This window comes from Flavobacterium sp. FlaQc-30, assembly GCF_044005885.1.
Taxonomy (GTDB): Bacteria; Bacteroidota; Bacteroidia; order Flavobacteriales; family Flavobacteriaceae; genus Flavobacterium.
The window spans coordinates 1-223 of sequence record NZ_JBIPCO010000065.1 but is presented as its reverse complement, the minus strand read 5'-3'; the positions used below and the strand labels follow the sequence as shown (position 1 = coordinate 223).

The 223-nt window shown below is 45.7% G+C and carries 1 protein-coding gene; it reads right to left on the bottom strand.

The window, feature by feature from the left end:
- On the bottom strand, positions 1–223 hold a 223-nt coding region (locus tag ACHRV0_RS21765), incomplete at both ends, for a hypothetical protein (protein WP_395442542.1).

Sequence of the window (223 nt, the reverse complement as noted above, 5' to 3'; positions counted from 1 at the left end):
AGTACAGCTGCCGCTACAAGAACATTATACGGACAGACATCAAACGGCAGTTGTTCAAGTTTAACAAGAACGGCTGTTGTATTAACCATCAATGCAGCTCCTGCAGCACCGACATCTCCAGTTAACGTAACGGTATGTGAGACAGGTTCATCACAGACTCTAACGGCTACCGCTACAGTACCATCAGGATCAAGTATTGTTTGGTATGATGCAGCTTCAGGAG